Origin of the sequence: Brevibacillus sp. RS1.1 (genome assembly GCF_013284365.1) — a bacterium.
In the GTDB taxonomy this organism is placed as follows: domain Bacteria; phylum Bacillota; class Bacilli; order Brevibacillales; family Brevibacillaceae; genus Brevibacillus; species Brevibacillus brevis_D.
Genome location: NZ_JABSVA010000014.1, coordinates 23237 through 47864, shown reverse-complemented (window position 1 = coordinate 47864; position 24628 = coordinate 23237). Strand labels below are relative to the sequence as shown.

General features: G+C 47.0%; 30 protein-coding genes. 13 read left to right on the top strand and 17 right to left on the bottom strand.

What is annotated here, in order from left to right; translation table 11 throughout:
* Nucleotides 1-73: 73 nt before the first annotated feature.
* Nucleotides 74-514, top strand: coding sequence for a thiol-disulfide oxidoreductase DCC family protein (locus tag HP570_RS26740; protein ID WP_173627721.1), 441 nt, complete (start codon nucleotides 74-76; stop codon nucleotides 512-514).
* 61 nt (nucleotides 515-575) lie between these two features.
* On the opposite strand, the gene HP570_RS26735 is transcribed toward HP570_RS26740, so the two are convergent.
* The 7 genes from HP570_RS26735 to HP570_RS26705 form a co-directional block, all read right to left on the bottom strand.
* Nucleotides 576-872 (bottom strand): RNA polymerase alpha subunit C-terminal domain-containing protein, encoded by a 297-nt coding sequence (locus tag HP570_RS26735; RefSeq protein ID WP_173627720.1) that lies wholly within the window; start codon nucleotides 870-872, stop codon nucleotides 576-578.
* A gap of 14 nt (nucleotides 873-886) precedes the next feature.
* The gene (locus tag HP570_RS26730) at nucleotides 887-1807 is read right to left on the bottom strand and encodes an aldo/keto reductase (RefSeq protein WP_173604376.1); all 921 of its coding nucleotides are present in this window, start codon (nucleotides 1805-1807) and stop codon (nucleotides 887-889) included.
* Nucleotides 1808-1882: 75 nt separating this feature from the next.
* Nucleotides 1883-2392 carry an acyl-CoA thioesterase gene (locus HP570_RS26725; protein ID WP_012685841.1) on the bottom strand — a complete coding sequence of 170 codons (510 nt, stop codon included), beginning with the start codon at nucleotides 2390-2392 and terminating at the stop codon, nucleotides 1883-1885.
* A gap of 56 nt (nucleotides 2393-2448) precedes the next feature.
* A complete protein-coding gene (locus HP570_RS26720; RefSeq protein WP_173627719.1) occupies nucleotides 2449-3213 on the bottom strand; it encodes a DUF3109 family protein in 765 nt (254 codons plus the stop codon).
* Nucleotides 3210-3530 carry a hypothetical protein gene (locus HP570_RS26715; protein WP_173627718.1) on the bottom strand — a complete coding sequence of 107 codons (321 nt, stop codon included), beginning with the start codon at nucleotides 3528-3530 and terminating at the stop codon, nucleotides 3210-3212. Before HP570_RS26715 ends, HP570_RS26720 begins: the two co-directional genes overlap by 4 nt.
* A 111-nt stretch (nucleotides 3531-3641) precedes the next feature.
* Entirely contained in the window at nucleotides 3642-3926 is a 285-nt protein-coding gene (locus HP570_RS26710) for a 4a-hydroxytetrahydrobiopterin dehydratase (protein ID WP_173627717.1), read from the bottom strand.
* Between the two features lie 76 nt (nucleotides 3927-4002).
* Nucleotides 4003-4740: a class I SAM-dependent methyltransferase gene (locus HP570_RS26705; RefSeq protein WP_064199748.1), complete on the bottom strand. Its 738-nt coding sequence runs from the start codon at nucleotides 4738-4740 to the stop codon at nucleotides 4003-4005.
* A 176-nt stretch (nucleotides 4741-4916) separates the two neighbouring features.
* On the opposite strand from HP570_RS26705, the gene HP570_RS26700 reads away from it, so the two are divergent.
* Both HP570_RS26700 and HP570_RS26695 read left to right on the top strand, forming a co-directional pair.
* The gene (locus HP570_RS26700) at nucleotides 4917-5342 is read left to right on the top strand and encodes a VOC family protein (protein ID WP_173627716.1); all 426 of its coding nucleotides are present in this window, start codon (nucleotides 4917-4919) and stop codon (nucleotides 5340-5342) included.
* A 33-nt stretch (nucleotides 5343-5375) separates the two neighbouring features.
* On the top strand, nucleotides 5376-5966 hold the full coding sequence (locus HP570_RS26695) for a TetR/AcrR family transcriptional regulator (protein WP_173627715.1): 591 nt from the start codon (nucleotides 5376-5378) through the stop codon (nucleotides 5964-5966).
* A gap of 69 nt (nucleotides 5967-6035) precedes the next feature.
* Here the strand turns inward: HP570_RS26695 and HP570_RS26690 are convergent, their stop codons facing one another.
* The 4 genes from HP570_RS26690 to HP570_RS26675 all read right to left on the bottom strand — a co-directional run bounded on the left by HP570_RS26690 (nucleotide 6036) and on the right by HP570_RS26675 (nucleotide 8941).
* The gene (locus HP570_RS26690) at nucleotides 6036-6728 is read right to left on the bottom strand and encodes a deoxynucleoside kinase (RefSeq protein WP_012685835.1); all 693 of its coding nucleotides are present in this window, start codon (nucleotides 6726-6728) and stop codon (nucleotides 6036-6038) included.
* Between the two features lie 42 nt (nucleotides 6729-6770).
* Nucleotides 6771-7412, bottom strand: a complete 642-nt coding sequence (locus tag HP570_RS26685) for a deoxynucleoside kinase (RefSeq protein WP_173627714.1) — start codon at nucleotides 7410-7412, stop codon at nucleotides 6771-6773.
* A gap of 154 nt (nucleotides 7413-7566) precedes the next feature.
* Entirely contained in the window at nucleotides 7567-8640 is a 1074-nt protein-coding gene (gene splB, locus HP570_RS26680; protein WP_012685833.1) for a spore photoproduct lyase, read from the bottom strand.
* A 73-nt stretch (nucleotides 8641-8713) separates the two neighbouring features.
* Nucleotides 8714-8941, bottom strand: a complete 228-nt coding sequence (locus HP570_RS26675; protein ID WP_012685832.1) for a hypothetical protein — start codon at nucleotides 8939-8941, stop codon at nucleotides 8714-8716.
* Between the two features lie 107 nt (nucleotides 8942-9048).
* Between HP570_RS26675 and HP570_RS26670 the strand changes: the two genes are divergently transcribed.
* Both HP570_RS26670 and HP570_RS26665 read left to right on the top strand, forming a co-directional pair.
* Nucleotides 9049-9594 (top strand): sigma-70 family RNA polymerase sigma factor, encoded by a 546-nt coding sequence (locus HP570_RS26670; protein ID WP_173627742.1) that lies wholly within the window; start codon nucleotides 9049-9051, stop codon nucleotides 9592-9594.
* 5 nt (nucleotides 9595-9599) lie between these two features.
* On the top strand, nucleotides 9600-10931 hold the full coding sequence (locus tag HP570_RS26665) for a DUF4179 domain-containing protein (protein WP_173627713.1): 1332 nt from the start codon (nucleotides 9600-9602) through the stop codon (nucleotides 10929-10931).
* A gap of 66 nt (nucleotides 10932-10997) precedes the next feature.
* On the opposite strand, the gene thiD is transcribed toward HP570_RS26665, so the two are convergent.
* Entirely contained in the window at nucleotides 10998-11792 is a 795-nt protein-coding gene (gene thiD, locus HP570_RS26660; RefSeq protein WP_064199742.1) for a bifunctional hydroxymethylpyrimidine kinase/phosphomethylpyrimidine kinase, read from the bottom strand.
* Nucleotides 11793-11900: 108 nt separating this feature from the next.
* Here thiD and HP570_RS26655 point away from each other — a divergent pair, with 108 nt between their 5' ends.
* The 3 genes from HP570_RS26655 (at nucleotide 11901) to HP570_RS26645 (ending at nucleotide 13837) form a co-directional block, all read left to right on the top strand.
* A complete protein-coding gene (locus tag HP570_RS26655; RefSeq protein ID WP_173627712.1) occupies nucleotides 11901-12707 on the top strand; it encodes a sensor histidine kinase in 807 nt (268 codons plus the stop codon).
* Nucleotides 12704-13351, top strand: coding sequence for a response regulator (locus HP570_RS26650; RefSeq protein ID WP_012685827.1), 648 nt, complete (start codon nucleotides 12704-12706; stop codon nucleotides 13349-13351). Before HP570_RS26655 ends, HP570_RS26650 begins: the two co-directional genes overlap by 4 nt.
* A gap of 81 nt (nucleotides 13352-13432) precedes the next feature.
* Nucleotides 13433-13837 (top strand): SET domain-containing protein, encoded by a 405-nt coding sequence (locus HP570_RS26645; protein WP_012685826.1) that lies wholly within the window; start codon nucleotides 13433-13435, stop codon nucleotides 13835-13837.
* A gap of 86 nt (nucleotides 13838-13923) precedes the next feature.
* Here HP570_RS26645 and HP570_RS26640 read toward each other — a convergent pair whose 3' ends face one another.
* From HP570_RS26640 to HP570_RS26625, 4 genes are read right to left on the bottom strand one after another with little or no spacing between them, the layout of a single operon-like run.
* On the bottom strand, nucleotides 13924-15378 hold the full coding sequence (locus HP570_RS26640; RefSeq protein WP_254495490.1) for a M1 family metallopeptidase: 1455 nt from the start codon (nucleotides 15376-15378) through the stop codon (nucleotides 13924-13926).
* A gap of 24 nt (nucleotides 15379-15402) precedes the next feature.
* Nucleotides 15403-15855, bottom strand: coding sequence for a GNAT family N-acetyltransferase (locus HP570_RS26635; RefSeq protein ID WP_173627711.1), 453 nt, complete (start codon nucleotides 15853-15855; stop codon nucleotides 15403-15405).
* 16 nt (nucleotides 15856-15871) lie between these two features.
* Nucleotides 15872-16864, bottom strand: coding sequence for a TIGR03943 family putative permease subunit (locus tag HP570_RS26630; RefSeq protein WP_173627710.1), 993 nt, complete (start codon nucleotides 16862-16864; stop codon nucleotides 15872-15874).
* Nucleotides 16865-16874: 10 nt separating this feature from the next.
* Nucleotides 16875-17801 carry a permease gene (locus HP570_RS26625; protein ID WP_483862097.1) on the bottom strand — a complete coding sequence of 309 codons (927 nt, stop codon included), beginning with the start codon at nucleotides 17799-17801 and terminating at the stop codon, nucleotides 16875-16877.
* 253 nt (nucleotides 17802-18054) lie between these two features.
* On the opposite strand from HP570_RS26625, the gene HP570_RS26620 reads away from it, so the two are divergent.
* The 3 genes from HP570_RS26620 to HP570_RS26610 all read left to right on the top strand — a co-directional run bounded on the left by HP570_RS26620 (nucleotide 18055) and on the right by HP570_RS26610 (nucleotide 20687).
* Nucleotides 18055-18444 (top strand): ArsR/SmtB family transcription factor, encoded by a 390-nt coding sequence (locus tag HP570_RS26620; protein ID WP_012685821.1) that lies wholly within the window; start codon nucleotides 18055-18057, stop codon nucleotides 18442-18444.
* Nucleotides 18445-18587: 143 nt separating this feature from the next.
* Nucleotides 18588-19628, top strand: coding sequence for a flavin-containing monooxygenase (locus tag HP570_RS26615; RefSeq protein WP_087349379.1), 1041 nt, complete (start codon nucleotides 18588-18590; stop codon nucleotides 19626-19628).
* A 27-nt stretch (nucleotides 19629-19655) separates the two neighbouring features.
* Nucleotides 19656-20687, top strand: a complete 1032-nt coding sequence (locus HP570_RS26610) for a cation diffusion facilitator family transporter (RefSeq protein WP_173627708.1) — start codon at nucleotides 19656-19658, stop codon at nucleotides 20685-20687.
* A 49-nt stretch (nucleotides 20688-20736) separates the two neighbouring features.
* Here HP570_RS26610 and acsA read toward each other — a convergent pair whose 3' ends face one another.
* Complete coding sequence (gene acsA, locus HP570_RS26605; protein WP_173627707.1) at nucleotides 20737-22452, bottom strand: acetate--CoA ligase; 1716 nt, start codon at nucleotides 22450-22452, stop codon at nucleotides 20737-20739.
* Nucleotides 22453-22614: 162 nt separating this feature from the next.
* Here acsA and HP570_RS26600 point away from each other — a divergent pair, with 162 nt between their 5' ends.
* The gene (locus HP570_RS26600) at nucleotides 22615-23514 is read left to right on the top strand and encodes a metallophosphoesterase (protein WP_173627740.1); all 900 of its coding nucleotides are present in this window, start codon (nucleotides 22615-22617) and stop codon (nucleotides 23512-23514) included.
* Between the two features lie 42 nt (nucleotides 23515-23556).
* The gene (locus HP570_RS26595; protein ID WP_173627706.1) at nucleotides 23557-24564 is read left to right on the top strand and encodes a PucR family transcriptional regulator; all 1008 of its coding nucleotides are present in this window, start codon (nucleotides 23557-23559) and stop codon (nucleotides 24562-24564) included.
* The last annotated feature ends 64 nt before the right edge of the window (nucleotides 24565-24628 follow it).

The following is a 24628-nucleotide window of genomic DNA, read 5'->3' as shown; positions in this document are numbered from 1 at the left end:
ATGTATAGGAACCATTGTTTTTCTCTGTTATGATGGAGCTAAGGATAAGCATTTCGACCAAACCACTTGAAGTATGGAGGGCTGTCTCATGAAAGCAGGCAGAGAAGTGGACCATCCTGCGTACCTGTTACTGTTTGATGGGGTTTGTCATCTGTGCCACGGTGCTGTGCAGTTTATTTTGAAGCGTGATCCGCATGGACACATTCATTTTGCTTCCTTGCAGTCACAGAGAGCGCAGGAAATTTTGTCTCATTACAACTATCAGGAAAAAGACATGTCATCCGTGGTCTTTATCGCCAACGGACAGCTATATACAAAATCGGATGCGATCTTGCACGTTGGTCGCAAGCTTCAAGGTGGATGGCCTCTGCTATCAAATGTAGCTCGGCTCATCCCAAGGCCTGTCCGCAATCCGATTTATGATTGGGTCGCGAGAAATCGCTATCGGTGGATGGGTAAAGCAGAGCAATGCATGCTTCCTACCCCGCAGATCAGATCCCGCTTTTTGGATTAAAAGAAAAAGGAGAAGTCGCTGTCTCTCGCGGCTCCTCCTTTTTTTATTCGATGTGCCTTACTCATTCGTTCTTGAATGACAATCCCTTTTCCTTCAATGCAGTCCGAAGTTTCGGCATAGATGCTGGCCCCATCCCATGAAATTTCAGGATCTCCTTTTCACTGTAGCTTGCGAGCTGTTCTAAAGACGTGAGCCCATTGTGTTCCAATGCTCTTCTCGCTGGTGCCGAGAGCAAAGAAAGAAAGCCAGTGTCCGGTTGGCGTTCCTTCTCACAGATTGGACAAGTCGGACAATCCGTGCTTTTCCTGTATGAATGACCATTCGCGCAAGTTCTAACCGTTTTTTTGGAAGTTGTCATGGCACGTATCCTTTTTATTTCGACATCGCTTGTGGATGCTCATCGCTCACATAGTCAGCCGCTTTGGCATTTGCCTCTACCTGCGCTGGGCTTTTGCTACCTGGGATCACGGTCGTGACAGCCGGATGCTTGAGGCACCACGCCAGTGCCCACTGCGCCATATCCATTCCTTCTGGAACTTCATTTTTCTTGATTTCTTCTACTTGGAGCAACAGCTTGTTGACATGCTCCTGATCGTGTCGATGTCGCACATCGTTTCCAGCGAATACAGAACCCGGCTTATACTTTCCGCTCAAATAACCACTCGCCAACGGAACGCGAGCCAATACACCCAGGTCTTGCTGCTGGCAAGAAGCAAATACACCTTCTTCCGGCTTTTGATCCAGACGATTGTAAACTACCTGGATGGCTTTTGCATTTACCGAAGTAGCAGCAGATGTTTGATGCATGTTATCATTTTTCGCAATCGAGAGGCCGAGATGGCGGATCGTTCCTGCCTGCACCTGCTTGTCGAGGTAGGTCCACAAGTCATCATTGTCAAATGCTTCGTCAGGTCCCGAGTGGAATTGGTACAAGTCAATATAGTCGGTCTGTAAAGCTTGTAGCGATTTTTCCAATTGCTGCTGAACTTCAGCCGCTCCATAATGATTGGTTCGAGAAAATTTGTCGTGAAAATGATGCCCGAATTTCGTCGCCACAATCCAGTCTTCCCGGCGGTTTTTTTTCAAATATCCCCCGATAAGCTGTTCGGACAGATGATCTCCGTAGCATTCCGCTGTATCAATCAAGTTGATGCCGAGATCTTTTGCTTTGTCGAGAATCTGGTCAACAGCTTCTTGGGAGAAATCCAGTCCCCACTCCCCGCCAAATTGCCAGGTACCTACACCGATTACGGATACGTTCAGATCCGTTTTTCCTAATCTGCGGTACTTCATTGCCCGATTCCTCCTCCTCATAAATAAACGAGAATTCCCTGAACGAATGTTCGCTCAGGGTGAAGACTAAAAAAATTATATGCTTTTCTCGATGTTCAATTGGCTCACAAAATCTTGCAGATTCCCTTTTCGTTCTTTGCGCATTTTCTTCCGCTCGTCCGCAGTGGCCATCAATCGCTCTTCTTCCTCTGTTTCAGGGACAATAGCTGGCACCTCAGTCGGATTCCCTTCCTCATCTAAGGCAACAAAGGTGAGAAAAGATGTCGCGGTCAAAATACGCTTGCCGGTCTGGAGATTTTCCGAGACGACTTTGACGAAAATCTCCATGGACGTTTTGCCCGTTGACGAAACAAATGCTTCGAGGCAAATGGAATGTCCCATTTTGACGGGAGCAAGAAAATCAATCGAGTCAATCGATGCTGTCACAACAGGGCGACGCGAATGTCGCATCGCAGCGATCGCAGCTACCTCATCTATATAAGCCATCATCGTACCACCAAAAATAGTACCATGGTAATTCGTATCAGATGGCTGAACCAGTGATGCCTGAATTGTACGAGATTCTTGAGTTGTCTTGACGTTCATCGCTGTTGCTCCTTTATCAATCTACTTGATGCATACATCATCATATCACAAGGCATTCAACGTTCCAATTGATAGCTGCTCCCAAGTATGCCTTCGATTCTCTCTGCCTCATCTTGCAAAATATAACGTAACAAAGGCAGATTCCACTCATAGGCTGGCCGATAGCCGTCTAGTGCAAACAGCTTGTCGTCTATATGCGTAGCAAGCTTTCGGCGGGCCGGACTGGCACAGTAAAACTGCTCCAAATAATCTGTACCCCATCTGGAAAAGGATGACGTTTCGTTAGTAACCGCAGTTAGCAGGATCCCTTCCCCTGTATCAATCAAGTCGATTGGATACAGTTGACAGCTATATGGCTTGAGCGGCTCAACTTCACGACCAGCCTGTTCCGCATAAGCATGGATCGCACAGCCGTAACGCCCATTGTTTTCTTGATAAAAAAGACAATTGCCATGTCGCATGCGAATGGTTCCTCGAGGCTCATTGCGATCCCAAACCCCATGAAGAAGCCACTGATTCCGTTCAGCCTCATCCTTTAGTCCAGCAGAGATAGAGGGGATTTCCCCCTCCATGATGGGAATCTGCCATTCTTCTACAGCGTAAGGTTGTCCACCCTCACAGCAGGTTTCACGATGAACGGTCCTGCAATTCCAACAGTCCAAGTGAAACAAAGCATGGAGGGCTGATACATCAACCAAATATTGTCCTGCTCTCACCAAGGAATGCTTGTGTTTCTTTATATATTTTTCGCAGTGGTACGCCTCTTTATCAGACATGGGATCAGGCGTGCCTACATAACGAAAAGCTCGTTTCGTTTTCATTTTTGCAAAACAATCTCCGCTTCTGTTCCAAAAATTCGCAAATGGCCTTCCTCATAGCTTGCCAAATCTACTTCATCACCCGGAATCTCCATCAGGATTTCCATTTCTTCGCCCTCTTCTGTCGTAAACAAGAGCAGGAGATCTTTTTCTTCAAATTCATTGTCAGTCAGCTTGGTTTCCAGAAGCTGAGCTTGAAATTGGGTTACCTCTTCCTCTTCTTCCCTATCGGTATCCCATTGGGTAAAAGTCACGGAAGCCTTTTGATTCTTATACTCCGCCAACACTTGAATCAATTGCTCATGTTGTTGAATGTCCATCTTGTAATCCCTCCGAAATGGTTCATACTGCCCATCATAACAAAGTAACACTTAAAAAGCCAAAAAGAAACACCGCTTCGCTGTGGGAAGCGGCTATTTCTCTTTTGCCTGTCAGCTTACTTTGCTAATCGTCTGGGCTAATGCAAAATCTTTGCCGGTTAAACCTTTTGCCTCGCGGGTGGCTAACGTAAACGTGACTGTGCCACCTACCAGATGAATTTCCACGTGCTGATTGTCATGCTCAAGCATCTCTGCCACACGGTTGACGAAACTGATTGCAGTGGAAAAGTCACGACAGTGGTACGTGCGTGATAACGCCATTCGGTCTTCTACCAGCTTCCAGCCAGGTACCTTGCTCAGATACAATTTGACCTGTTCCAAAGACAGCTTGCTCATTGTAGCAATGCCCCCTTTTACCCGATAAATGGTTGTTACACCATCATATTCACGAGACGTACAGGTTATCCGCACCCTATTGCTTCACGGCATAAAAAATCATACGAGGTGATTCATGCGCTACATATTCTTCAAACAGATAGTTTCCAAATACTTGGATTTTTTCGAATCCCGCTTCTGTTAGCATCGCAATCATTTGCTCGGCAGAAAACAAGCGAACCTGCTCCATATACTCACGCGGTTCATTCGATGACTCGTCGGAAATCAGTATCCGCTTTTTCACAAATCCATCTTGGACCCAGCGTTCTTCTTTAATCAACATCCCACTGACTTCCTTGGTAGAGTGCGGCACGAGGTTATCGATGACGTACGCTGCATTTAAGAAGTCGATGACCACTTCACCTTTTGTTTTGAGTGCTTGTGCCATGTTGCGAATAACGTTAGCATTTTCTTCATCTGTGGAGAAATACCCAAAGCTGGTAAACAAATTCACCACGATATCAAATTCTTCGTGAAACGGAATGTCGCGCATATCACAGCGGGCAAAACTTAGCTGTGGATAGGTGTTTTGTTCCTCAGCCAACTGTAAAAGAACAGGCGACAAATCCACACCAACTACTTCATACCCCCGGCGAGCCAGCGCACGCGAATGACGCCCGCTCCCGCAGCAAAGATCAAGTACGCGTCCTGTGTCCTTTACCGGCAATCTTTCCAACAGATTAGCGATCTCTCCATCTGCGGCCGAATCGTCCCTATGACGATACACAAGCACATAATCTTCGCGAAAGCTGCGTTCAAACCATTCTTCAGCCATGTCTGAGCCCCTTTAATTCCAAGATGTTCTTATTATACCACAGCGGGGTTTATCCGTAGCCGATTTGCGTGTGGCAAAGTGTAGGAAACTCTTTGTTGAAAAAAGCGAAATCACTTTACATACATACTGTATGTATGTTAAATTAACCTCATCCAATCGTGAGGGAGAGACCCAGAATGAAAGTGAACAGCTTTTATCCTGTCATCTTGACAGAACAAGTTGAGACTAGCTCGAAGTTTTATCGAGAGCACTTTGGATTTGATATTGTTTTCGAAGCAGACTGGTATGTGAGCATGCAGAATCAGAGTAGCACTCCAGCTTTTGAGCTCGCCATCTTAAATCCTTCTCATGACACAATTCCACAAGGATTCCGAAAGCCTGTAGACGGTGGTCTTATCCTTAATTTCGAAGTCGATGATGTTGACGCTGAATACGAGAGGCTTATTGTGAAAGCAGGTCTTCCTCTCCATCTCGACATTCGAGATGAGGATTTTGGTCAGCGGCATTTTATTACATTCGATCCGAATGGCATTTTACTTGATATCATAAAGGTAATCCCGCCTTCCGAAGCATTTGCTGACAGTTATGTTGACCCTGTCTAATCTGGCATGAAATAAGTAAGGAGATCGTATCCCATGAAGATGTCCAAAGCCGAGCAAAAACAGCAGACGATGCAAAAGCTGATCGAAGTGGCAAGAGAGATGTTCTCCAAAAAAGGCTACGCGGATGCGGCCATGGAAGACATCGTGAAGCAAGCCGGGGTGACCCGTGGCGCACTGTACCATAACTTTGGGAGCAAAGAAGGATTATTTGAGGCAGTACTGGCTTCTGTCCAACAAGAAATCGGAGAGCGCGTAGAAGCGGAAGCTGCGAAAAGTGAGGAGCCTTGGCAACAATTGATCTTGGGTTGCTTGGCCTTTGTCTCCTCGGCCGTCGAACAACGGAACAAGCGGATTTTGCTTATCGATGGCCCTTCTGTCATCGGGTGGGAAAAGTGGCGCCGAATGGACGAGGAAAACTCCATGCGGCATCTCAGAGAGCAGCTTCAAACGATGCAGGAGCAAGGGTACCTACGTCCCGTTTCGATCGATGCTCTGACGCATTTGCTGTCTGGTGCGATGAACGAAGCTGTGCTCTGGATTTCGGAGACGCCTGATCATGAGAAGTCCCTTGAGGAAATTTCAGCAGCGATGACCCTTCTCTTAGAAGGATATCGCTACAAATAAAAGCAAAGCACCCCTGCTTCCGCCTTTTACTGGCAAAATGCAGGGGTGCTCTGTTATGGCATAGGATCTTTATGATGAAAAGCGGGTAGCTCGTCCAAGCCGAATTTTTTCAGCAGCCCGCGCAATAATGCTCTCTACCGAAGATGGGTCATCCACAACGTCGTATTCGTTAATATTGACCCGCAAAATCGGACAGGAAGTAAAGGAAGCAATCCAGCTATCATAGCGGCTAAACAAATCTTGCCAGTAATCCACCGGCGTTTGTTGCTCCATCGGACGCCCGCGCTCTTTTACGCGACCAATAATATCATCGAAGCTTCCCTCTAAGTAGATCAAAATATCTGGATGCGGGAAGTAAGGCGTCATGACCATCGCTTCAAAAAGCTCTGTATAAGTGCGGTAATCTTCTTCTGTCATGTTGCCTTGCTCGTACAGCATACGGGCAAAAATCCCGGTATCCTCATAGATGGAGCGATCTTGGACAAAACCGCCGCCATAATCAAACATCCGTTTTTGTTCCTTGAAGCGTTCCGCCAAAAAGAATATTTGCAAATGGAAACCCCAACGCGATAAATCATTATAGTAACGGCCCAAATACGGGTTATTGTCAACCTTCTCTACAGATACACGAAATCCGAGCTGATCTGCCAAGGCATGTGTAAAGGTGGATTTTCCTACCCCTACTGTCCCGCCGATCGTAATCACTGCGTTGTTTGGTATCCCGTATTTTTCACGAAGCGTGCTGTTTTGAAACCTCGACATGTACGCAACTCCTTATCCCCATGCTTACTTTTCCCTTGTTTCCTATCCTTCTTGTCCCATCAGCGCTTGAATCCGTGATGCAATTCGATCCAGTACATACTTCAAATCTTCTGGTCTATGTACGAAATCCAAATCGTCACAATCGAATTTGATGACAGGAGTATCCGGATGATGCTTTTCAAACGCGTCCATAAACTCGTTGTAATCCGCAATCAGGTTCTCCATATAGGTGACATCCATGCTGCGCTCCATTTCGCGATCGCGCATCGCAATCCGCTTCATCACGGTTTCAATCGAAGCTGTCATGTAGATCACTAAATGGGCCTGAGGCAAATCCTCTGTTAGGATATCATAAATTTTAAGGTACTTTGGTAGGTTATTTCCTTGTAACGTCCGTTTGGCAAAAATCGTATTTTTGAAAATATTGTAATCAGAAACAACGGAGATACCTTGATTCAGGAACTGTGAATGTATATCCTGCAACTGCTTGTAACGATTGCAGAGGAAAAACATTTCGAGTTGAAAGCTCCATTCGGCAATATTTTCATAAAATTTACCCAGGAATGGGTTTTCGTACACGATCTCTTCCAGTAGCTGCAAGTTGCAGGCACGGCTTAGTTCCCGCGATAAAGAGGTTTTCCCAATACCAATAGGTCCCTCAACGGTAATCAATATGGACTTCATGTATGCTTCGATCCTTTTCAAGAAAATGAGAGCACTCCATATTCTAGCACGTATGTAAGCGTTTGTCGAAAACATTCGCATTGTGTCGTTTGGTATCATTTGGTACTCCTCTTTCTAAAAGAAAAACTGCTCTTCATCAAGAGCAGTCTGGTTCTTACGTAAAATATTCAACGCGAGCCTGTGGAAACAGTCGGGCAATTTCACTTTCCAAATGGGCCTGCAAAGCCTTTGCTTGGATGTCGGGATAGACGTACTTCCCTTTCCCGTATTTCCCCCATTTGTACTTGCGCTCTTCTTCCTTCATCTCAAGCTTCGTTTTCGGATAGCGCTGGAGGATCAAGCTTTTAGCAATCTTGGTAAAGCGGTGCTGGATCAGCTCGAACGTCAAATCCTCCATCGCTTCGGGAACCAACTGCGAACGCAGTCTTTCCAGTAAATCGGTATACCCTGCTTCCCATCCCTCAAACCAATATAAAGGCGCTAAAATAAAGCCGAGCGGATAACCGGCCTTGGCTACCTTCCCTGCAGCCTCTAGTCGCTGATGAAAGCTGGAGGTACCTGGCTCAAAATTTTTGATGACATAGTCGGCATTCATGCTGAAGCGAAACCGGGTATGCTTGTTGTGCTTGGCATCCAGCAAGGAATCCACGTGGTGAAACTTGGTCACGAAGCGCAACCGCCCAAACTCCTGCTGGCCCATAAACTCAATCGCTCGTTTCAAATTGCCCGTTAGATGCTCAATGCTAACCGGATCGGATGTACAGGCTGCCTCAAAACGAGTGATCTCACCCGGGCGTTCCTGGATATACTTCTCAGCCTGCGCCAGAATTTCATCTGTATTGACGTACACTCGAACATACGGCTTTGTCCCGATATTGGTGTTCAAATAGCAATAATGACAGTGGGCAGCACATCCCGTAGCCAGTGGAATGGCATATTCGGCGGAAGGCTTGGAAGTCTCGAACTTCAATGTTTTGCGTACACCAATGACCAACGTCCGCTTCGCATTGCGATATTTCTCCACTTCTGTATCCCCAGGGATGCCACGAACCTGATTATGACTGGTCGTCATCTGCATCGGAATCCCTTCTGCTTGAAAACGTTGATACAGTTCTTTCCCAAGTGGATAATTCAATGCATGTGGCTCCACGAAAATATAATCCGGAACAAACAGCTTGCTGCCTTTTTGCTCCGTCTTTTCAGGTCTTTCCAAAAGGGTCGTTCCCATGCCTTCATCCCTCCCTCACCTAGTATGCCCGTGCCATTCGACTGGACGTAAGGAGAAGTATGGCTGTGCCCCGTTATTTCAGGGTGTTTTTAAAATCGCGTAGCAGCACCTTTGCTTGCTCCTGTTGAGCTAGCGGCACTTGCAATGTATAGACATGTCCTGCTTTTTTGGTCTGTTTGGACAAAAGCCTGACTCGAATTCCTTTCATTTCTAAATAACGCCGACATTCCTGAGCAATCCGTGGGAGGCCATACGATTCATGAATCGTAACCCATTTGATCCACATACACCTGCACCCCATCCTTACACACTTCTTTCTTTTACAGTAAGCAGTGGACGGGGGATTGGTTCAAACAAAAGAAAGTTGCTGACATTTTAGGAAAACCGTTTTTGCCCCTGCACCGTCTAATGGTAGAGGAGGGGGAAAAAGTGAATCTGGAACAGCTCGTTTCGCGCGCAAAAAATGGGGATGATGATGCCTTTTTTCAACTCGTCAGCCTTCATAAGGATCAACTGTATAAAATCGCCTACGCCTTTCTTCGTAACGAGACAGATGCATTAGAGGCCATTCAGGAAGCGACGTGCCGTTCCTATCTCAAGCTTGCACGATTGAAACAGACTGCGTATTTTCGTACATGGCTGACCCGCATCCTTATTCATATTTGTCTGGATGAGCAAAAGCATCGAAAACGGATTATCTTGAGTCCGATGGAAGATGACGTCGAAAGTCGTGCAAGTCTCCCCATGGACGACCAAAATGTCGAGCGTATTCAAATCGAAGAGGCTCTCGCTCGTCTCCGTCCAAATTATCGCCACATCATTATGTTGAAATATTTTGAAGATCGGACGATACGCGATATTGCAGAGGTACTCGGTCATCCGGAAGGCACCATCAAAACATGGCTGCACAAGGCTCTAGGTGCTCTTCGCAAAGATCTCGGGAAAGGCTGGTGAGCTTTATGAGTGAAAATGATAAAACCAATGCGAGTCCATTCATGGTTCCCGCTGAGATTGATCAATACATTCGCAGAGGAATGGAACAAGCAAAAGAGTTGCGTCAAAATCGGAGCCGCAATCGGTGGATACGCGTGGGGTCTAGTCTGGTTGCTTGTTTGTTCCTTTTCGTGTTTATTTTTTCCGTTCGACTTTCACCTGCTGTTGCCGCCTATGTCAGCTCGATTCCTGGGATGGAGAAAATCGTTGAGTTTCTTCGGGATGACAAAGGCTTACAAAAGGCAGCAGAACATAATCTTGTCCAAAATATTGGCGCCAGTGGTTCAGTAGAAGATGTGACGTTTACCATCGATCAAGTTTTGGCCGACGATAAACGGATGGTTCTCTTCTATACTATAAAGCACCCATTTACTGATAAAGAAGTAGCCCTGCACAAGATCGAGTTATTAGACCAAACGGGAAAGGAATGGGAGCATGGTGTATCTTGGTCAAGCATGGGGAGAGAAGAGCCTGTGATTCAGGATCGTATTGATATTGTCATCAATGAAGCCACTGAAATACCCGATGCAATGACTGCAAAAGTCTCACTTGCAATCAATAATCTCGAACAACAGACTCCTCTCTTGATCGACTTTGCTGTAGATAAAAACAAATTTAAGACCTTTGACAAAAAAGTGTACCCCGTGATGAAGGAAGTCATGATCGACGATCAACGCTTCACGATTGAACAAATCGCAGTCTTTCCTACTCAGACTGAAGTGAGCATTCGCTTTGATCCAGCTAACCACAAGCACATATTTGCTTTTGATAAGCTGAGGCTCGAAGATGAAAAAGGAGAAACATTTGCTTTTTGGGGAAATGGCGTTCCTGTTCGGGACAACGGTGAGAATGGGAGAGTATACCATCTGGAAAGTATTTATTTCGTTGAGCCCGAAAAGCTTATTCTCAAAGCCGATGGTATTCGTGCCATAGACAAAGATAAATTGCAAATCGTAATCGACGCGAAGGCAGGCACATTAACAAAAGTGCCGAATGATCGACTAACATTAATGGCACTGCGTCAAGTTGATGATGTCGTTGGCATGGACTTTTCCTTGAAGGTTCCGCCACAAGATAAACACTCTTATATCTCCTTAGGGTATGAGCTAACTGACGACCTAGGAAATGAATATGGTTCTGTGCAAGAAATCTCCTCCTCCACAGATGATGAATCCATTCAAGAATATTCCATGCTATTCAAGCGAAAAACAAACAAAGGTACGCCTACTTCTTATTCCTTTCCTCTGTCCAGCTATCCTGAACGACTTCAAGGTACTTTTTCTGTAAGAGTTAAATAAAAAATGCCCCATCAGCGATTGTTTGTACGGCATCGCTGTGGGGCATTCATTTTTTGATACGTCAAATCAATCTACAACCGCCCAGTGATTGGTCGGCCCATGCCCGCCACCCAATTGCGGAGCAGTCTTAATAGCTTCGAAGATAAAGCGATTTGCTTTTTCAACCGCAGTGATGAGCGGTGTATTTTTGGCTAACTCTGCTGTAAGAGCCGCTGAGAACGTACAACCTGTGCCGTGCGTATGGCGTGTATGAATACGCTCATGGGATATTTCATGGAAGGCGGTACCATCGAATAAAATATCAACGACAACGTCCCCTTGCATATGTCCACCCTTCATCAGGACATTGCGGGCGCCTAACGCATGTATCGCTTTTGCCGCTTCGCGCATCTCGTCTGTCGTCTCGATTCTCATGCCAGTCAAGCATTCTGCTTCCGGCAAGTTTGGTGTGACGACTTCCGCCAGCGGCAACAACTCTGTTTTCAATGCAACGATCGCCTCATCCAGCAGGAGCTTTGACCCTCCCTTGGCGATCATCACCGGGTCTACCACCAGCTTTTTCAGGCCAAATGCTTTGAGCTCTTCCGCAACAGCACGAATGATATCAGCGTTGAACAGCATGCCCGTTTTCGCCGCGTCAGCGCCAAGATCACGCAGCACCTCATGCATTTGCTGGGCAACTGCCTCTGTCGGCAATGGATACACACCTGCTACGCCCAATGTATTTTGTGCAGTGATTGCTGTGATCGCACTCATTCCGTACACACCGTGTTGATGAAAGGTTTTCAGATCTGCCTGAATCCCAGCTCCCCCACCGCTATCTGAACCCGCTATCGTCAATGCTTTCGCAATCGTGCTCATGATATTCCCTCCTGCTCTCCACCTTTTCTCACCTGAGTATACCATCCGCTCGTCCCATTCGGTATACTAAAGGAATGTTTGCCAACAGTCATGCTAGGAGGCATCTGCATGTCCTATCGGATTTTTTATTGGTTGACCTTTTTGATTCCAACCATCATCATCGGGGGTTTTGAATTCATCCGTCACGACTTTCTGCTGCCCTATATGTCTATGGAAGCCGGAAATGTGTACATTACCCTCTTGACGCTCCTTCTCTCTTTTTTATTCGCTACCTGGATGTTTCACACCCTTAAACAAATGAATGCACGAATTATCGAGGAACAAGCTCGTCGCGCTGTTTATGAAGAGCGGGAACGCCTTGCCCGCGAATTACACGACGGGATTGCCCAATCTCTGTTCTTCCTCAACGTAAAGCTGAAGCAGGGACACTTGGACGATGCACGGATCGCTGTATCTGCCATCGACAATCATGTGCGGCAAGCCATCTTTAACTTGCGCTCATTGCCAGAAGAAGGCAGTCTGGATCAGCGCCTTGAGAAATGGCTGGCGCAATGGAGCGCTTTATCTGGAATCGACGTTGCAAGCGAATTACATGTCAAAGACGGCTTTTTTACTCCCACCGCAGAGGTGCAACTGTTCGGGATCATCCAGGAAGCTTTTGCAAACATTCGCAAGCATTCTCAGGCTAAGCATTCGTGGATTCACCTCACGACAGCTGAACCAACTGGCTGGGTTCTCTCGGTTGAGGACGATGGCATTGGGATTTCTAACCCTTCTCCCGATACGAAAAAATACGGTCTGTCCATGATGCGCGAGCGAGCACGCCAGTTGAACGCATCCATCGACATTCAGTTACGACCGGCAGGCGGTACGATCATCCGCTTATCTTCTCATTCAGGAGGAAAAACACTATGAACGCTTACCGTGTATTGATCGCCGACGACCACCCGATGGCTCGTATGGCCATTCGCAGCCTGCTTGATCCCGATCCCTCTTTTGAAGTCATCGGAGAAGCACAAAATGGCGAGGAAGCCTTTCTCTTATGCGGACAAATACAACCGGACCTTGTGCTCATGGACATCAACATGCCGAAATGGAGCGGACTCGAAGCGACCCGCGAAGTCAAGAAAGCATACCCGCACATCAAGGTCGTCATTCTCAGCGTCTCCGATGACGTTGCTGACCTGATCACGGCCATTCAATTCGGTGCCCAAGGTTACTTGCTGAAAAATTTAGAGCCTGACGACTGGATTAACTACTTGCATGCCTTGCTCGGCGAGGACAGTGAGTTGACCCGCGAAATGGCAACCCGGCTCATGTACCGCTTCCGTCAAGAAGAGGCGACGGATGAAATGGTACCAGCTGTTCTGACCCCGCGAGAGCGAGAGATCGTCATGTATGTGGGAGCCGGAAAAACGAATCGGGAAATAAGCGAAGCGCTGATCATCGCAGAAAACACTGTGAAAAACCACCTGAAAAACATTCTCGAGAAGCTGCAATTGGCTAATCGCGTCCAGCTCGCTGCTTATGCGGTTCGCCATCATTTGGTTATCAAATAAAAAACATTGCTTTCTGCTCGATCAACTGTCATCCTTAGAAAGATACGTTTTCCACAGACATAAGAAATGCAGGTGATCCGCATGATCGAAGTCAAGACCTCCAAACTTAGCAATGGAGAATTAAATAGAGGTGTATTTGCAACGCAAGATATCAGAAAAGGCGACCTGATTCATGAAGCGCCCGTGCTGCCCTATTTGAACGAAGAGCATGAGCATATCGAGAAAACCTTGCTCGCGGATTATGCATTTGAGTACGGTGCTAATCACACAGCCTTCTTGTTAGGGTATGGCATGCTATTTAATCATTCCTACACGCCAAATGCCACGTACGAGATTAACTTCGACAACCACACGTTTGACTTTTATGCGTATACGGACATTCAAGCGGGTGAAGAAATTTTAATCAATTACAATGGCGATGAGGATTGCGATGATCCTCTTTGGTTTTATGAAGACCAACAGAAAGAAACAGATGATACCAAATAAGCGTACGCCTTAAAAAGAAGGAAAACCCGGAAACTGACACTTGAAAAAAGTGCCGTTATCCGGGTTGTTTTGTGTAAAGGGGCGTACTATAAACGCAGCCATTTCACGAAGTACTGTTCATTCATTGGAAAATACGCTGTGGCAAAACGAACAAACTCAGGCGTATCCACCTGTTTGTAGGCGTACGTCTGATAATACGTTTGCAAAAACTCCCAGCCATCCGTCGCATCGCCATATGTTGTAATCAGCTTCCATAGCTCTTTTACAGGCTGACCGTACACCGGACCCACGATTGGTCCCTTGCCAAACTCATCCAGCGGCAGATTGGAAACCGATTGGGTCGCGTCAGCTTGTTCAGCAAAATAAAAGCTGGCATCCCCTTTTTTCTCAACATCGTAAAAATAGAGCGTCGTGGCAAGCTCTGTTATTCCTTCGTCCAACCAGGCGTGATGGAACGGATCATTCGAGACCACTCCATAGAACCATTGATGGGCAATCTCGTGCACCACGGTGTGACTTAAATCCGGGTCCACACTCCCCATGTGTCCGACCGTCACCACGCCAGGATATTCCATACTTGCGGTTTCATCCAACAGGATATCGAGTTGTTTATGGGGATACGGCCCCAATTTATCCGTGAATTGTTCAAACGATTTTTCCGCAGCTTGCAGGGCGACTGTCATCGCTTCCTTGTCTGCTTCCTTTCCCCATACCCGAAGCTCGACACCCTTGACCGTTTTGCTTATACTACGCATTCCTTTTACAACTGCGATGAATACTTCCTTCGTATTTTTCACATTTATATTACCGCTCTGACTGCTCGATGCCTTATCCTGATCAGACGAGCTGATGACCGTATACCCTTTCGGCAAGCGGTACGAAATAGAAAAATCCGCATGGCTCGTATGATACGATTCGCCTCGAAGCGAGTACGGCTTCTTATTCCATCCGTCTTTCCCCTGGTAGGTAGCTAGCATCGGATATGCTTGCGCCAAATGAAAGCCATTTTCCGTACGGTCAAAACGCAGTCCTTTTCGCGGAACGGTAAACGCATATTTTACGGTTACCTCTCGATTCTCATTTGACGCAAGCTTTTCGGCAAGTGGGATGGCAAGCGTATCACCCGTCAGCTGATACTTCACTTTCACACCATCCAGTTTGACGTCACGAATTTTCACTTCGGCTGCGTCCTCGAAGAATGGAGGTTTGTTCTCTTTTGTAAATGCATTAGGCAGGAAATAAAAGATCAGCTGATCCCATTCGTCCTTGGAACGATTTTCAACGATGATCTTGGCCTCAGCGGTAAACTTTCCTTCCGGCGACATCTCAAACTTCAGGTCGTACGAGCCTTTACTGCCATCTGCTATAGGCTTGGCTGTGAAGTCGTCTATCTTCCCCACCGCAGGAGACTGCGCCCCTACCCGTTCTGGCATCCACCAGCCACTCCCAGATCCACCGAGGACCAAAGCCAACAAGGAAGCCATTGTCGTGGCCTTGAGCAAACGCTGCTGCCACTTGATTTCCTTCCTAATCGATATCAACGTAAACCCTCCCAACCTCTCTCCTTATCGTCGAATCGTTTTCTCGAAAAAAGATAGCCAAAGACCGAGCTTCACTTCTTTTTTATCCGTCAAGGTAAATCCATGTCTTTCATACAATCGAACAGCCGGTTCATTCAAGGAACCAGTTGCTACGACGATCCTGCTGCAACCATGCTCGTGGACAGAGGCTAGCAATTGACTCGCGATTCCCTTACGAAAATGAATAGGATCGACAATGATTCGGTGAATATCCAACGTTTCCCCCTCGATCATAAAAGAAACAGCCCCTGCCAGCTCGTCTCCCTCTATGTAGCCATAAAACGTTTCCCCACATGCCCTCAGTTGTTCTACTGATTCTCGCAGAGGGGGAATATCTTCTGTTCCAATTAACTCCGCCTCTACACGATACGCTCTTTTCTGCATGTTCCAAAGTTTTTGTACCGTTTGTTCATCCTGTAAATCTAGTCGCACGATCATTTTGTTTCCCCCGCTTTTAACTTTCTGGAGTTGATTCAAAGCTGTAATACACATAAGGATCTTTGGGAGCGGAGACGGCTTCAACCTGAGAGGCTTTGAGAACAAGCATGTCATATCCTTCTACCTGACGCAGCTCTAGCTTTCCGCGTACTTTTACCCAGCTATCTTTTTTCCATTTGTCCGCGTCCTCCTTTTCCACCAGAACCCCATAGACACTGGAATCTGCTGTACAGCAGGTGACGGAGAACCTCGCTACGACAAACTGCTGCTTTGTAAAATCAGGCTGTCGATATACAAATCCCATCGTCTCAAGCTCTTTTCCAGCAAATTCTTTTGCATATAGCTCCATCGTGGTGAGTCCGTCCAAGAACATTTTGTCATTCAGTTCAATCACTGGTTGTTTATGTAAAAAGACGGCTATATCCGTGTAAAAGTCACCAAATCCCACGTTCGAGAATCGCTGCCGCAATTGCTCGTCGTCTGTTGCTTGCAACGGGGGTATTGCTACTTGATTGGTAGCCTCTGGCTGTGGTTTTATACTTGGCTCGGCATCTTCTTTGACTCCTGCTGTCTGCTTCACATTCTCTGTTGCATTCACATTCGCATTCGCCGTTACATCCGCCAGCTTTCGTACATCATTGCTGAGTAGCGTGATCCCCCGCTTTTCCGCTACATCACTGCCAAGAATTTTATCCGGCATGAAAAATCCCATTACGATGGGTAGCACAAACAATCCATAAACCAAAAAGGAGCCCATAGGTGTACGTGGTACTTTGTGCTGCTCCTCACAATCGCAATCGTAAACGCTACTGCCAACAAAAATTTGCCGTATGCTGACCATTGTCAACAGAGCCAGAATGGCGAGCGTGACATAGCTGAACATGTGCAATCGGGGTGCGAGATAGTGACTGAGTGCTTCCGACAGGATCAAATAGGCCAACAACGCTGTAATGCCCGCCAAAATCAAACTACGCATGATGTGATGACGCTTCAATTTATTCGGATCCATATTCTCCTCCTTACATCGGCATAAGCATAGTGACGCCAATCACCAAAAGCGTAATAGCTACGACCAGCTTGACAACAAAACCAAAGCGAAACGTTCCAAATAGCATCAACGTCGTTTTTAAATCGAGCATGGGACCGAAAACCAGAAACGCAAGCAACGAGCTGCTTGAAAACGTATTGGAAAAGGAGGCAGCAATAAACGCATCCGCCTCTGAGCAAAGCGAAAACAAATACGCCATCCCCATCATGACAAAATGGGAGGTGAGGGGCGTTTGACCGATGTCCATGAGCGTATCCCGGCTGATGTACACCTGTAAAAGTGCACTGATAAACGCACCAAACAACAAATATTTTCCCATGTCAAAAAATTCGTCCACTGCGTGCGCAAATGTCGAGGACAGCTTTCCACTCGTCGCTTTTACATGATCGGCTTCATGACTGATTTGCGATTCCATGCCGAGCCGTATCGGATTTTTTTTGACAAACAAGAAGACAAGCATGCCCACTATGAGCGCAACAACGAATCCCGCAACGCCCCGGTAGAGAGCCATTTCCGGCTGACGGGCGAAAGCGACATAGGTCGATGACAAAACAACGGGATTCACAATCGGTCCCGCCAATAAGAAAACAATCCCGACTGACAGCGGCATCCCTTTTTGGATCAAGCGACGAACCACAGGGATAATGGCACATTCACAGACAGGGAACAAAAATCCAAGCAACCCGGCAAATGGCAGGGCCACGAGTGGATGCTTCGGTGTCCAACGCCTCACCTGCTCTTCTGTCACAAACGTCTGGATAAATGCCGAAAAGAATACACCCAAGAGGACAAACGGAATTGCTTCCAGCCAAATACTAAGGAAAAAGGTTTTCACATCAAGCCATAAAGGGGACCACTTTATGCTCCAACCGGAAAACAAGCCGCTGTCACTTCCCATCGTTAACCAAACGACACCTAGACCAAGCAGAAGCGCCCCGATTATTTCAACTAAAAATTGGCGAATCTTCAGAATCAAGCGGGAGTTCTCTCCTCTCATTTTGTAAATAGGTATCATTCCTATTTATATGCAGACACCTATTTTTCCTTCTTGTCCTTTATTTTTTTTACAAAATCAACAGGTTGTCCAGCCTTCCCTTCCCCCTGTATCCGTCTTATAATGGTGAAAAATCGTACGGTTCGGGGTGAATGAAGTGAGCGAAGACATTCAGCGCATTCCCACTGATCTAGAGGTTTGTGAAGTCCAGACGATCGATGAAGAAAAAGTAAACAGGCTTCGGCCTAGAATGACGGAAACGGATGGTGTCGCCCCTCTCTTCAAGGCTCTCGCAGACGATACGCGAGCAAAAATTATTTACGCGCTGGCACTTGAAGGAGAACTATGTGTTTGTGATGTCGCAGCAACCATCAATAGTTCGATCCCCAATACCTCTCACCATCTGCGCTTGTTAAAAAACATGGGTCTCGCCCGATACCGCAAAAGTGGCAAGCTCGTCTATTACTCACTCGATGACGATCATGTCCGCCATTTAATCATGTGTGGTATTGAGCATGCTGCCGAATTGAGGCAATCAAAACCGTAAATCCACTGGCTTTTAAACAGGTCCGTCACTAATAGTGGCGGCCTTTTTTGCTGATTTTCAAAAAACACTCAAACAATTACTTGAATATAATAATGAGTATGGTATGATTTAGGTAATCAATTACCAGAAAGAAGGCCCGAATCATGAACGACTATGACGTCATCGTAATTGGCGGAGGGCAGGCAGGACTTGCTCTCGGATATGCACTCAAGCGTAAAAATCGCCGTTTTGTCATCGTGGAGCAAAACCAACGGATCGGGGACAGTTGGCGGCAACGCTACGATTCGCTGGTGCTTTTTACACCACGTAAACATAATCAACTACCTGGTCTTACGTTTCCCGGAGAGCAGAATACGCTCCCAAACAAGGATGAAGCGGCAGACTACCTAGAATTGTACGCCAAACATTTCGAATTGCCTGTCATGCTTGGTGCGACTGTTATGGAGCTCAGCAAAATTGGTTTCCGCTTCCAAGTACGGACACAAGACCGTCTGCTCCACGCGAAGCAAGTCGTCATTGCAACAGGGCCATTTCATACGCCGTTTATCCCAGATATTGCGAACAGCTTGGACCACACCGTTCATCAACTGCACACTTCGCAGTACAAGAATGAGAGCCAGCTTATCGACGGCCCGGTCCTTGTCGTTGGCAGCGGCAACTCTGGGGCACAGATTGCGGTAGAGCTCGCCGCTCATCGACCCGTTATTTTTTCACAGGGAGAATCACGCTCTTATTTGCCAAACTTCATTTTTGGCAAACCTATATTTGATTACATGAAGACATTTGGATTACTCGATGCTCCCCACTCCACTTGGATCGGCAAGAAAATGCGCAGTTCTCCCGATCCGATATTCGGCTACAAAAACCAGGTACGCGAGCTCTCTCGCTCAGGAGCATTGCGGTTGGTTTCTCGAACCGTACAGGTTAATGGGCGTACCGTTTATTTTGCAGATGGAACAGAGGCAACAGTCAATAACGTATTGTGGGCCACTGGCTTTCGACCAAACTACGATTGGCTTAGTATTCCAGATGTGCTTGATTCGAAAGGCAGACCCATTCATCTTCGGGGTATCACAAAAGTGCCTGGCCTATCCTTTCTTGGACTTCCATGGCAGCATACGAGGGCGTCAGCGCTTATGGGCGGCGTAGGAAAAGACGCCCTTTATCTAGTGGAACATTTATAAATTATTTTCTAGAAGGAGGATTCTATCATGGGCTTTCACCATCACGATCATGGAGATGGACACGATCACCATCACCATGGAAAAGGAGCCAGTAAACGAGCTCTTCTCATTTCTTTCCTCATCATTGCTATATTTCTGGTTGTAGAAACCATCGGGGGCTTCCTCACCAATAGTTTGGCGCTGCTCTCTGATGCTGGGCATATGTTGAGCGATGCATTAGCACTTCTATTGAGCTTGATCGCTGTTCATTTCGCTGCACGACCACCTTCTGCAAAGAGAACATTCGGGTTGAAACGTTTTGAAATCTTGGCTGCACTGACCAATGGTGTGACACTTGTACTGATTTCCTTGTTCATTTTCTGGGAAGGGTTCCAACGCATGTGGAATCCGCCTGAGGTTGCCAGTGGCTCCATGATCATCATCGCCATAGTCGGACTCTTGGCGAATATTGCTGCAGCCATGGTACTCATGCGTGGCGATACCAAAAACAACGTCAATGTACGCAGTGCCTATCTCCACGTTCTCGGCGATCTTCTCGGTTCTGTCGGGGCAATCGTTGGTGGTATCCTGATGTGGGCTTTTGGCTGGTACATTGCCGACCCGATCATCAGTATCGTCGTGGCAGTCCTGATCATGCTGAGCGCATGGCGTGTAACGAAAGAATCCGTCAATATTTTGCTGGAAGGCGCCCCTTCACGCCTGGATACAACAAAAGTGGAAGAGTCACTCAGTCAACTGCCTGGAGTTATCAAAGTGCATGACCTGCACATTTGGACGGTTACTTCCGGATTTGATTCCCTGACATGCCATCTGGTTGTCGAGGACGATTTGCCCAGCTACCCTGTGTTAAATGACACACTGGTCCTTTTGGAAAAAGATTTCGGCATTACACACGCTACCATCCAGATTGAGAACTCCTCTACTCGACATGGTGACTTACATTGCCAGGCAACATCCGATTCGCACGATCACGATCATAACCATGAGCATAACCATGAGCACAATCACGACCATGACCATGACCATCCGCATGATCATAAACAACATAGCCATTCCTAAAAAAAGAAAACCATCTCCCGGCATTTTCGAGAGATGGCTTTTCTTGTGATTAATCTTCCATCGTAGACAGGTCACCAGTTGGTAGACCTAATTCCCACGCTTTCAAGACGCGGCGCATGATTTTTCCGGAACGCGTTTTTGGCAACTTGTCGCGGAATTCGATTTCACGAGGAGCAGCATGTGCAGCCAGTCCCTCTTTCACAAACTTGCGAATTTCTTCCATCAACGCTTCACTTGGCTCATACCCAGCCCGCAGCGCGATGAATGCTTTGATAATTTCACCACGAACCGGATCTGGTTTACCAATGACGCCCGCTTCGGCTACTGCTGGATGCTCCACGAGCTTGCTCTCGACTTCAAACGGACCGACTCGCTCACCGGAAGTATTGATCACATCATCAATACGGCCTTGGAACCAGAAGTAGCCTTCTTCATCCTTGTATGCAGAATCCCCGGATACATACCAGCCTGGGATGCTGAAGTATTCTTCGTACTTCGCTGGGTTGTTCCAGATTTGTCTCATCATAGCTGGCCAACCTGTACGGATTGCCAGATTCCCCATTCGATTCGGTGGCAGCTCATTTCCACGGTCGTCAATAATCGCTGCGTATATACCTGGGAACGGTTTACCCATCGATCCAGGCTTGATCGCCATACAGCGATAGTTAGAAATCAACTGAGCACCTGTTTCCGTCATCCACCAGTTGTCATGAATGCGTTGATTAAACACCCGCATGCCCCAGTGAACGACTTCCGGATTGAGCGGTTCTCCAACGCTCAGGACGTGACGCAGACTGGATAAGTCAAATTGCTTGACGAGTTCATCCCCTGCCCCCATGAACATACGGAACGTAGTCGGAGCACTGAACCAGATCGATACTTTGTTCTTCTCAATGACTTTATACCAGTCTTCCGGAGTGAAACGTCCGCCACGTACGACAATCGTTGCTCCATTCAACCAAGGTGAAAAAATGCCATAAGAAGTACCCGTTACCCAGCCAGGATCGGCTGTGCACCAATAAATATCATCCTCTTGCAAGTCGAGAATCCATTTCCCAGTTTGGTAGTGCTGGATCATGGCATTGTGAACATGCAGAACACCCTTTGGCTTGCCCGTTGAGCCTGAGGTGTAATGAAGGATCATTCCATCCTCACGATCAACCCATTCGATTTCCAGCTCGGTGGAGGCTTCTTCCATCGCTTTTTCAAAGCGGATGTGACCTTCTTTTAGCTCCTCTTCTGCACCTACAACAATTACGTGTTTTAAGGCAGGCAGGTCGTTAACGGGTATGCGTGGCAATAGTGCAGGTGTCGTAACGATCGCAACGGCTTCGCTATTTTCCAAGCGATCACGCACAGCCGCTTCCATGAACGCTTCGAACAGCGGTCCTACAATTGCGCCAACCTTGATTGTGCCTAAAACGCTTACATAAAGCTCCGGCGAACGCGGCATAAAGACGAAAACGCGGTCTCCTTTTACAATGCCCAAATTCCGCAAAACATTCCCAAATTTATTGGATAATTCGCTTAATTGCACGAAAGTATAGGTCTCGTCTCTCGTCGCATTGCTGTACATCAAAGCAATTTTGTCTTTCCGATCAGTAGCGAGATGTCGATCAATGGCTTCATACACCATGTTCACTTTCCCGGTTTCATACCAAGAGAATTGCTTCTCCACATCTGCCCAATCAAAATTCGCATATGTTTCGTCATAATTTTTCAGATTATAAGGGCCTTCCGTTGCTGGAATTTTCTCAACGTTCATGTCTTCACTCTCCCACTCTACATCGTTTTTCTCACTACGCAACATTCATAATATTTCTACATTTTTTGCGTAATTCCTCCTGCCAGAACCTACTTATTCGATTGCGAACTTTTTCTTGTATAATGGACAGTATTCTTACCACAAAGGAGATGGCTGACCTTGATGATCTGGTTTCTTTTACTTGGCGCTATCGCTTTGTTGCTTTTTCGGGCCTATCGCAATACATTCGATGTTCAAATAAAGGAAGTAGCAATACCCTTGCAAAAATCCCGGCACCTTCAACAACCGCTTGATTTTGAGCCGATTTCGATCTTGCATTTGTCTGATTTGCACATGGAAAACTTATCTGTACTGCCCCAGCGCATTGTCGATGACTTTTCGCAGCGTCAGGTAGACCTGATTGCGATTACCGGAGACTTGCTCGACCGCGACAAAAACATTCCGAAGGCAGTTGCTTTTGTGCAATGTCTTCAGCAATTACAGCCGACACTCGGAACTTATGTAGTTTTTGGCAATCACGACTACGTGCTTACCCCTTTCAAGCTTGCACAGTTAAAATCAGAGTTGGAACGAATTGGCTGTCGTGTTCTTGTCAACGAAAATGAAACGATCTATCACAACGGGCAGCCCCTGCACCTTATCGGTGTAGATGATTTCAGCACGCGCCATAGCAACCTCGCCAAGTCTTTCTTCGGTGTTCCCGAGACAGGAGCAAGGCTCGTCTTGACTCATGATCCTAATATAGTTTTGCACATGAAGGAGTATGCTTACGATTATTTGGTGTCAGGGCATTTTCACGGAGGACAGATCCATTGGCCTCGTCCCTTTCATCTCGTAAAGATGGGGAAACTGCCGAAGCTAAATATCGTGAAAGGTCTTCACGAGATGGATGGTCGCCCCTTTTACATCAGTGAGGGCTTGGGGCAAACAGGGGTAAACATCCGTCTGCGTTCCCGTCCCGAGATCACCTTGCATGTACTGGGCAGTGATACTCCATTTGACGAGATAGCCGCGCCAGCTTCGGCTCTTCAAGAAACCGCTGCCGTGCTCGCCCTCGACTAAGGTATAATAGTCTTACTTTCGTGTCGAGATGGGGGTCACCTTGTGGAAAATTGGAAGAGAGATGTCGAGCACATCCGACAAGCGACGAATTTACCTATCAAATATGTACAAGTCTCACAAACAGAAGCAGCGCGAGCCCAGCAGGATTGGGGACAAAAAGGCTGGGAGCAAGTTGCCGTCCATTCGAGCAATGATTTGATGACATTGATCCTTATCGAAACGGCATCTTGGCATGCTTCAGCCCGAGCGTTGTTGGATCTGATTTTTCCTCATGTGGATGAACCAGCGACGCTTTCCCTCCCAAAACAGATAGCCAATTGGCTTTCAAGCATGGTCTCCGGCTCCCCTGTTGCCATCCCTGCTCAGCTGGAAGCAAAATGGCCGTGGAAAGAAGCGCGCGTCTCCTTTTTATTAGAGCGATGCAGACCGGATCGAAAGGGCGAATGGGATTTTTTGCAGCCCTTGCTGCATGATTTTTTTGAAGGCGTACCCGATTTCATTCCGTTAACACAAACACATGCCCTTCTCGTCGTCCCTGTCTCCATACTCGATCATCAAAAAACGGCCCCAGAGCTTTTGGAGTGGGCATCCGGCCTACATGATCTGATTTCGATGGAATGGATGGAACCTGTTCGGCTTGTTGTCGGATCGCCAATCACGAGTCCACTTGCATTGGGCGACACTCTTTTACGGCAATTATCACTAGCTCGTGCCCTTCAAGCCTATCGGCCACAAATGATGGTCGCTGGAGATTGGTCTTATCCGCTAGAACGATGGGCAGCTTCTCTCCCCAAAGAAATAGCAGCCGCTCTCGCAAACGAGCTGTCTGCTGTCATAACTGTTCCGCACATGACAGATGAACAACTGGAAACATTAGATACGTTGTTCGCCAGACAATTGAATGTAAGCGATACCGCACGACAGCTTTTCCTTCACCGGAATACACTGTTGTATCGATTGGACAAGCTGACGGAACAAACCGGATTAGACCCGCGATTGTTTCCTGATGCCGTCTTGCTGCAGCTCTACCTTCTCTTTCGTCAAAATTAACAAAACATTTTGTATATACTGTCCATATCCAACCTGCAAGTGAATTGGTACCCTACCCTTATAG